Raw genomic sequence first — 7247 nt, 5'->3', positions numbered from 1 at the left:
GCCCGTCGGCGGGGGGCCACACCGGCCGCTCGTACCCCTCGGCCTGCTGAAAGACCACGAACGGGCCGGCCTCGGCCGTCGCGACGACAGTCGTGCCCGGCTCGGTGTGGACGATCGGCCAGTCGAGCAGCGCCGCGTAGAACTCGGCCAGGGCGCCGGGGTCCGGTGCCTCGATCGCCATCCCCCACCACATGCCCGCACCGCGAGATCTCATGGCGCCAGCATGGCACCCGAGGCCGGCGCCCGAAGGGCGGTCGCGGACGGGATACGGGGGTTGAGGCCTCAACCTCGTCCCTCCAGGAGAGCGGCCAGGCGCGCCAGGTCCTTGGTCGTGGCGGGGCTCAGCCCTGCTCGTAGGAGATGTCCGCGCCCAGCTGGACGGTGCGGCTCACGGTGCACAGGCGGTCCCGGGACTGCTCGATGGCTCGCGGCAGGAACGCGCGGGCGGCATCCCCGTCGGGTCCCTCGGGGAACTGCACGTCGAAGGTCAGGCGCAGGCCGGTGAGGTGGTTGCCGTGCTCGTCGCGCACCTTCTCGCCCTGCGCGGTGAGCTCGAAGGTCGTGCTCGGCGCCCGCTTGCGCGTGATCAGGTCGACGTCGATGGCACTGCACCCGGCGATGGCAGCGAGCAGGAGCTCGACCGGAGTGAAGTCGGGGTCGTCTCCCCCGGACCCCATGAAGGTCTCGCCGCCGCGGGCGTTGGTGGCCTTGAAGCGGCCCTCCCCGATCTTTGTCAGCCCGATGCTGCGCACCGGGTCCGGCCCGGTCATCGAGGTGCTCGGCTGGGTCCCGGATGCGTCGCTCATGGTGCCCACCCTAGGGACCTGACGCCTGCGGCGGCCGGGTCGGGATCAGCGTGACGCGCGACGCGCGGCGCGACGGGCGCGGCGCTGCTCCTGGCGGGCCAGCTGGACGTTGCGTCGCAGGGCGGGGTCCTCGTCGGAGTGGATGCGTCCGTCGACGATTCCGTTGGCGAGGTGGAGCTGGGTGCTCATGGCTGTGCTTCCTTCCGGCCCGTCCCGGGCCAGGCTGTCGATGCCCTCGACGGGCGGGTGCGTGTAATGAACATGTCCGCTTGCGCKACTCTTACATCGTACGTCCGTCGCCCCGCTGGTCCCGACCTTCCCAGGGGTGATCTCCCCCACCCGCGACCCCGGGTCGGTGGCTAGGGTGGCGGGGTGAGTGGATCCCCCTACCTGAGCCTGCAGCGCACCGAAGCGATCGACCGACGAGAGCTGCTCGACATCACGTCGTACGACGTCTCGCTGGACCTGGCGTCGGACGAGGCGACGTTCGCCTCCCACACCACGATCCGGTTCCGCAGCCGCGGAGGTGCCACCTTCGTGGACCTCAAGCCGGCCTCGGTGCGGACGATCACGCTCAACGGGGACCGCGTCGACCCGGAGCTGCTCCGTCAGGGCCGGGTCCCGATCGACACCGTCGCCGGTGACAACGAGCTGGTCGTCGATGCGGTCATGCGCTTCCGCAACGACGGCGAGGGGCTGCACCGCAGCGTCGACCCGGCCGACGGGCGCCACTACGTCTACGGCATGTCGTTCATGGACGCGGCCCCCAGCGTCTTCGCCTGCTTCGACCAGCCCGACCTCAAGGCGCCGTACCGACTGACAGTGCGGGCGCCGGAGGACTGGGTCGTGGTCGCCAACGCTCCCGGTGAGCAGGTCGAGCCGGGGTCGTGGGTGTTCGCGGAGACGCCTCCGCTGTCGACGTACTTCGTCACCGTCGTCGCGGGTCCGTACCACCTCGTGACCGACGAGCACGACGGCATCCCGCTGGGGCTCTCGGCCCGCGCCAGCCTGGCCCGCGAGCTCGAGGCGGACGCGGACGAGCTCCTCACCCTGACCCGCCAGGGATTCGACGAGATGCACCGGCTGTTCGGGATCCGCTACCCGTTCGGCAGCTACCACCAGGCGTTCGTGCCCGAGTTCAACGCCGGAGCGATGGAGAACCCGGGCTGCGTGACCTTCCGCGACCCGCTGATCTTCACCTCCAAGGTCACCCGCGGTGCCCGCATCGTGCGCGCGACGACCGTGACCCACGAGATGGCCCACCAGTGGTTCGGCAACCTCACCACCCCGGTGTGGTGGGACGACCTGTGGCTCAACGAGTCCTTCGCCGAGTACATCGGCACCCGGGTCGCCGCCGACGTCACGCAGTACGACGACGCGTGGGTGCACAGCTCCTACATGCGCCGTCAGTGGGGCCTGCTCGCGGACGCCGGGCCCGCGACGCACCCGGTGGCGGGCAACGGTGCGGTGGACGCGACCGCCGCCCTGCAGGACTTCGACGGCATCTCCTACGTCAAGGGCTCGACCCTGCTCAAGCAGCTCAACGGACGCATCGGCGACGACGTGTTCTTCCGCGGCGTCATCGACCACTTCGAGACCCACCGCTTCGGCAACGCAACCATGCACGACCTGTTCGCGAGCTGGGAGCGGGCCGGCGCCGGTGACCTGTCCGACGTCACCGACGCCTGGCTGCGCACGCGCGGCGTGGACACCGTGGCGCACGACCGGGAGTCGGGGGTCCTKCGGCGCACTCCCCCGACGGTCGAGCCCGTGGAGCGCACGCACACCCTCACCCTCGCGGTCACCCCGGCGAGCGGGGCCGCCCGACGCGTGCCGGTGACGCTGTCGTCGGAGGCCACGCCGCTCGACGTCGGTGCCGACGAGGCCGTGGTCATCGACGTGGACGAGAGCTCCTGGCTGCTGGCCCGGCCCGACGCCACGACGATCTCCCTCCTGCCCTCGGTGATGCGCTCCAGCCGGGACCCGATGGAGCGCTCAGCCGTCTGGAACAACCTGCGCAGCGCCTTCGAGCTCGGTGGCGCCACCGCCGAGGACGTGCTCGCCGTCGCTGTGGTCACCCTCCCCGACGAGACCAGCGACGAGCCGCTCTCCTTCAACGGCTGGGCCTCGTCGCCCAGCAAGATGCTGCTGATGGAGTGGCTGCTCACCAAGGTCGCCCCGCTCGCGACCGATCCGCGGGCTGCCCTCGAGGCGCTGCACCAGGCCTGCCTGGCACGCGCCACCACCGCCGAGCCGCAGAGCACCGTCCAGCTCGCCGCCTTCCAGGGCGCGGTCGCGTCGTGCCGGAGCACCGAGGAGCTCGGCCGCTGGCTCGGAGGCACGGTCCCCGACGGCATCGACGTGGACCTCAGCCTGCGCTGGCGTCTGCTCGTGCGGCTCGCCGCGCTGGGGGGCACCGACCGGACCACGCTCGACCGGTTCCTCGCCGAGCAGCCGACCGCGACGTCGCGGGTCGACCATGCGCGCGCGGTCGCGTCGCTGCCGGACGACGCGTCGAAGGCCTGGGCCTGGGGACGCTTCACGGGTGTCGAGGACGTGCCCAACTACGAGCTGCAGGCGACCGGGCAGGGCATGTGGCTGCCGGACCAGGAGCACCTGACGACGCCGTACGTCGAACGCTTCTTCACCGACCTCCCCCAGACTCCCTCGCACCGCACGGGCTGGGTGCTCGCGGACGCGGCCTGCTGGTTCTTCCCGATCACCTCGCGGGACCCGGCAACGGTGAACCGGGCCGACCGGCTCTCCGGTGACGAGTCCCTCGACCTGTCGTTGCGTCGCCAGCTGCGGGTGATGGCCGACGAGCTGCGGCGGCGCCAGGACGCCCGCTCGGTGCCGGCATGACGACCAGTGCCCGCGCCCGCCGGCCCGGCCCTTCCGTGCGGACCCGGGTCACCGAGCACGTCGACGACGGCACCCGGGACCACGAGGACCGGCTGGCGACGGAGGAGCCCCTGGAGATCAGGCTGGCCGTGCCCGGCGTGCCGGCGCGACGGGTGTGGGTGACCATGCGCACGCCGGGTCACGACTTCGAGCTGGCGGCGGGCTTCGCGGCGAGCGAGTCACTCTTCCCTCCAGGGTCGATCCGTCAGGTGGCCTACTGCACCGACGTGGACCTCGGTCCGGAGCAGGAGTTCAACGTCGTGACCATCACCGTGGCACCCGGCACCGACATCGGTGCCGCACACCGGCACGAGGCCCGCAGCGCGGGATCGTCGGCCTGCGGGGTCTGCGGCAAGGACAGCGTGGCCGAGGTCCTCGACGTCGTGCACGGCGCCCCCTGGGCCGGTGAGGTCCCCCCGCCCGAGGTCGCCCGGGCCCTCCCGGACCGCCTGCGGACGGGCCAGCAGCTGTTCGACCGGACCGGGGGCGTGCACGCCGCCGCGCTGGCCACCGCCGACGGCGTGCTCGAGGTGGTCCGTGAGGACGTCGGTCGGCACAACGCCGTCGACAAGGTCATCGGCACCCGGGTGCTGGCGGGCGGTACGACCGGTGCAGCGTGCCTGGTGGTCAGCGGCCGCGCCGGCTTCGAGCTCGTCCAGAAGGCCGTGACTGCAGGGATCGGGAGCCTGGTCGCCGTCGGCGCCCCCACGAGCCTGTCGGTCGACCTCGCCCGCGAGGCCGGCCTCGTGCTGTACGGCTTCACCTCCTCGCGCCGGTGCGTCCAGTACGCCTGAGTCCCTGCCCGCGGCGTGGGATCCCACCCACTGTCGGTGGTCGAAATTAGGTTCGACCCATGCGCATCCTGCACACCTCCGACTGGCACCTGGGGAGGTCCTTCCACCGGGAGGACCTCCTCGGGCACCAGGGTGCGTTCGTCGACCACCTCCTCGAGGTGGTCGCGACCGAGCAGGTCGACGTCGTGCTGGTCTCGGGTGACGTCTACGACCGGGCCCTCCCCCACGTCGACGCGGTCCACCTCGCGGACGAGGCGTTCGCCCGTCTCGCCGCCTCCCCCGCGCGTCTCGTCGTCACCAGCGGCAACCACGACTCCGCCCAGCGCCTCGGCTTCGGGTCCCGGCTCATCGACGCCGCGGGCGTCTTCATCCGGACGGCGGCGGCCACGATCGGCGCTCCGATCCTGCTCGACGACGAGCACGGGCCGGTCGCGGTCCACGCCCTGCCCTACCTCGACCCGCGCGCCCTGGCCGAGCCCTGGCAGCTGCCGACCCGGACCCACCAGGCCGCGCTCGACGCGGCCATGACCCGGGTCCGTGGCGACCTCGCGGGTCGCAGCGGGCGCACCCGCTCGGTGGTCATGGCGCACACGTTCGTCGCCGGGGCCGAGCCCTCGGACTCCGAGCGCGACATCAGCGTCGGCGGAGTCTCCCGGGTGGCCACCTCGGCCTTCGACGGCATCGACTACGTCGCCCTCGGACACCTCCACGGGCGCCACACCCTCAGTGAGTCGATCCGCTACAGCGGCTCCCCACTGGCCTACTCCTTCTCGGAGACCGACCACCACAAGGGGTCGTGGCTCGTGGACCTCGACGCCGACGGCCTCGCCCACGCCGAGTTCGTGGAGGCGCCGGTGCCTCGTCGGCTGGCCAGGCTGACCGGCGACCTGGAGACGCTGCTGGCCGATCACCGGCTCGACGTGCACGAGGACGCCTGGGTGCAGGCGACCCTCACCGACCGGGTGCGTCCGGTGCACGCGATGGACCGGCTCCGCGCCCGGTTCCCGCACGCCCTCGTCCTCGGCTTCGCGCCGGAGGGCGGTCCGATCGGCACCACCCCCGCGGCACGGGCAGCCGGCCGCAGCGACCACGACGTCGCCCTCGACTTCGTCGCCGAGCTGCGCGGCGCCCCCGCCTCGGTCGCCGAGGCCGCGTTGCTGCGGGAGGCGGTCGACGCCTGCTGCGAGGACACCGACCTCGACGTCCTGGTCGGGGGGGCCTGATGCGCCTGCACACCCTCGAGGCCACCGCGTTCGGGCCGTTCGCCGAGACCGTGTCCGTCGACTTCGACGCCCTGTCGGCGGCCGGACTCTTCCTGCTCAGCGGTGCCACGGGTGCGGGCAAGTCGAGCATCCTCGACGCCGTCTGCTTCGCGTTGTACGGCGACGTCCCCGGCGACCGCTCGGCCGCCAAGCGGCTCCGGTGCGACCAGGCCGCCCCGGGCGTGGCCCCCACCGTGACGCTCGAGGTCACCCTGTCGGGACGACGGTGGCGCGTCGAGCGCTCCCCCGCCTGGCAGCGTCCCAAGCGGCGGGGCACCGGCATCACCACCGAGCAGGCGTCGGTGCACCTCACCGAGCGGGTCGAGGGGGTCTGGGTCACCCGCTCCACCCGCCTCGACGAGGCCGGTCACCTGATGACCCGGCTGGTCGGGATGAACCTGCCCCAGTTCTGCCAGGTCGCGATGCTCCCCCAGGGCCGCTTCCAGGCGTTCCTGCGGGCCCGCTCGGAGGAGCGCCACGCGCTGCTGCAGCAAGTGTTCCGGACGGGTCGCTTCGACCAGGTCGAGCGCTGGTTGCGTGAGCACCGGGTCTCGGTCCGCCGCGCGTCCGAGCAGCATGCGACTGCGGTGGCCGCGTTGGTGAGCCGCATCAGCGAGTCGGCCGACCGGTCGATCCCCGACGACGAGGCCTCGCCCGCTGAGCTGCGCTCGTGGCTCGACGGCGTGCAGGCCGGGGCTCGCGCCAGGGCCTACTCCGCCGCCGTCGCGGTGGCCGTGGCCGTGGACACCTCCGACCTGGCCTCGCGCCGACTCTCCGACGCCGAGCAGGTCCGTGACCTGCAGGCTGCGTACGCCGAGGCGGCAGCGGTCGTGGCCACGCACGATGCCGAGGCGCACGACGCAGCGCGGACCCGCGTCGAGCGGGCGCAGCGAGCGGCCGGGCTGCTCGGCCTCGACGACGCACTCGTCGAGGCCGAGGCGCTGCGTGACGTGGCCCGACGGGAGGCGGCGCGCGCACTGGCGGCCTGGAGCTCACTGGTCGGTCCCCCGACAGTGGGACCCGAGGCCGGCGACGACCTGCCCCAGTCGCTCGCCGATTCGGCGGCCACCCTCCAGCGGGCCGAGGCGCTGCGCCCCGACGCCGATCGGCTCCACGAGGTCCGGCGCCTGTGCGACGAGGTGAGCGCCCTCATCGGTCAGGTCGAGGTCGACCTGACCGCCGCCGTCTCGCGGGCGGACGCACTCCCCCAGCGGCTGGCTCGGCTGCGAGCCGACCTGCGCATGGCAGAGGAGGCGGTGGTCCTGCTGCCCGGCGCTGCCGCCCGGGTCGAGCAGGTCCGGGCCCGGCGTGATGCCGCCCGGGATCGGACGGCGCTCGCGCCCGTGCTCCGTCGAGCCGTGGCCGACCGGGACACCGCACGCGCCGACGTCACCGCCCTCAAGGAGCGGTGGCTCGAGATACGCGAGGCCCGCCTCGACGGGATGGCGGCCGAGCTGGCGTCGCAGATCGCGGTGGGGGCGAGC

7 protein-coding genes are annotated in these 7247 nt (G+C 73.1%); 4 read left to right on the top strand and 3 right to left on the bottom strand.

Annotated elements, in window-relative coordinates:
• The 3 genes from ACXJKL_RS10265 to ACXJKL_RS10255 form a co-directional block, all read right to left on the bottom strand.
• Positions 1-214, bottom strand: a 214-nt coding sequence (locus tag ACXJKL_RS10265; RefSeq protein ID WP_457206959.1) for a VOC family protein, incomplete at its 3' end; no start/stop codon positions are given.
• A gap of 127 nt (positions 215-341) precedes the next feature.
• The gene (locus ACXJKL_RS10260; RefSeq protein ID WP_457206958.1) at positions 342-806 is read right to left on the bottom strand and encodes an OsmC family protein; all 465 of its coding nucleotides are present in this window, start codon (positions 804-806) and stop codon (positions 342-344) included.
• Positions 807-851: 45 nt separating this feature from the next.
• Positions 852-995 carry a hypothetical protein gene (locus tag ACXJKL_RS10255; protein ID WP_457206957.1) on the bottom strand — a complete coding sequence of 48 codons (144 nt, stop codon included), beginning with the start codon at positions 993-995 and terminating at the stop codon, positions 852-854.
• Positions 996-1178: 183 nt separating this feature from the next.
• Between ACXJKL_RS10255 and pepN the strand changes: the two genes are divergently transcribed.
• The 4 genes from pepN to ACXJKL_RS10235 form a co-directional block, all read left to right on the top strand.
• The gene (pepN, locus tag ACXJKL_RS10250; protein WP_457206956.1) at positions 1179-3668 is read left to right on the top strand and encodes an aminopeptidase N; all 2490 of its coding nucleotides are present in this window, start codon (positions 1179-1181) and stop codon (positions 3666-3668) included.
• The gene (locus ACXJKL_RS10245) at positions 3665-4501 is read left to right on the top strand and encodes a formate dehydrogenase accessory sulfurtransferase FdhD (RefSeq protein WP_457206955.1); all 837 of its coding nucleotides are present in this window, start codon (positions 3665-3667) and stop codon (positions 4499-4501) included. Before pepN ends, ACXJKL_RS10245 begins: the two co-directional genes overlap by 4 nt.
• Positions 4502-4560: 59 nt before the next feature.
• Complete coding sequence (locus tag ACXJKL_RS10240; RefSeq protein WP_457206954.1) at positions 4561-5724, top strand: exonuclease SbcCD subunit D; 1164 nt, start codon at positions 4561-4563, stop codon at positions 5722-5724.
• Positions 5724-7247: AAA family ATPase (locus ACXJKL_RS10235; protein WP_457206953.1), on the top strand; the 1524-nt coding region annotated here is incomplete at its 3' end. The genes ACXJKL_RS10240 and ACXJKL_RS10235, both read left to right, overlap by 1 nt.

The organism is Nocardioides sp. P5_C9_2, assembly GCF_054049555.1.
The sequence above is the reverse complement of the archived record's forward strand: the minus strand, read 5'-3'. Positions and strand labels throughout refer to the sequence as shown.

What these genes read in the sequence shown, in the direction of transcription:
- ACXJKL_RS10255 (WP_457206957.1), bottom strand. Translation starts at nt 995, where the DNA reads ATGAGCACCCAGCTCCACCTCGCCAACGGAATCGTCGACGGACGCATC.
- ACXJKL_RS10260 (WP_457206958.1), bottom strand. Translation starts at nt 806, where the DNA reads ATGAGCGACGCATCCGGGACCCAGCCGAGCACCTCGATGACCGGGCCG.
- ACXJKL_RS10245 (WP_457206955.1), top strand. Translation starts at nt 3,665, where the DNA reads ATGACGACCAGTGCCCGCGCCCGCCGGCCCGGCCCTTCCGTGCGGACC.
- ACXJKL_RS10240 (WP_457206954.1), top strand. Translation starts at nt 4,561, where the DNA reads ATGCGCATCCTGCACACCTCCGACTGGCACCTGGGGAGGTCCTTCCAC.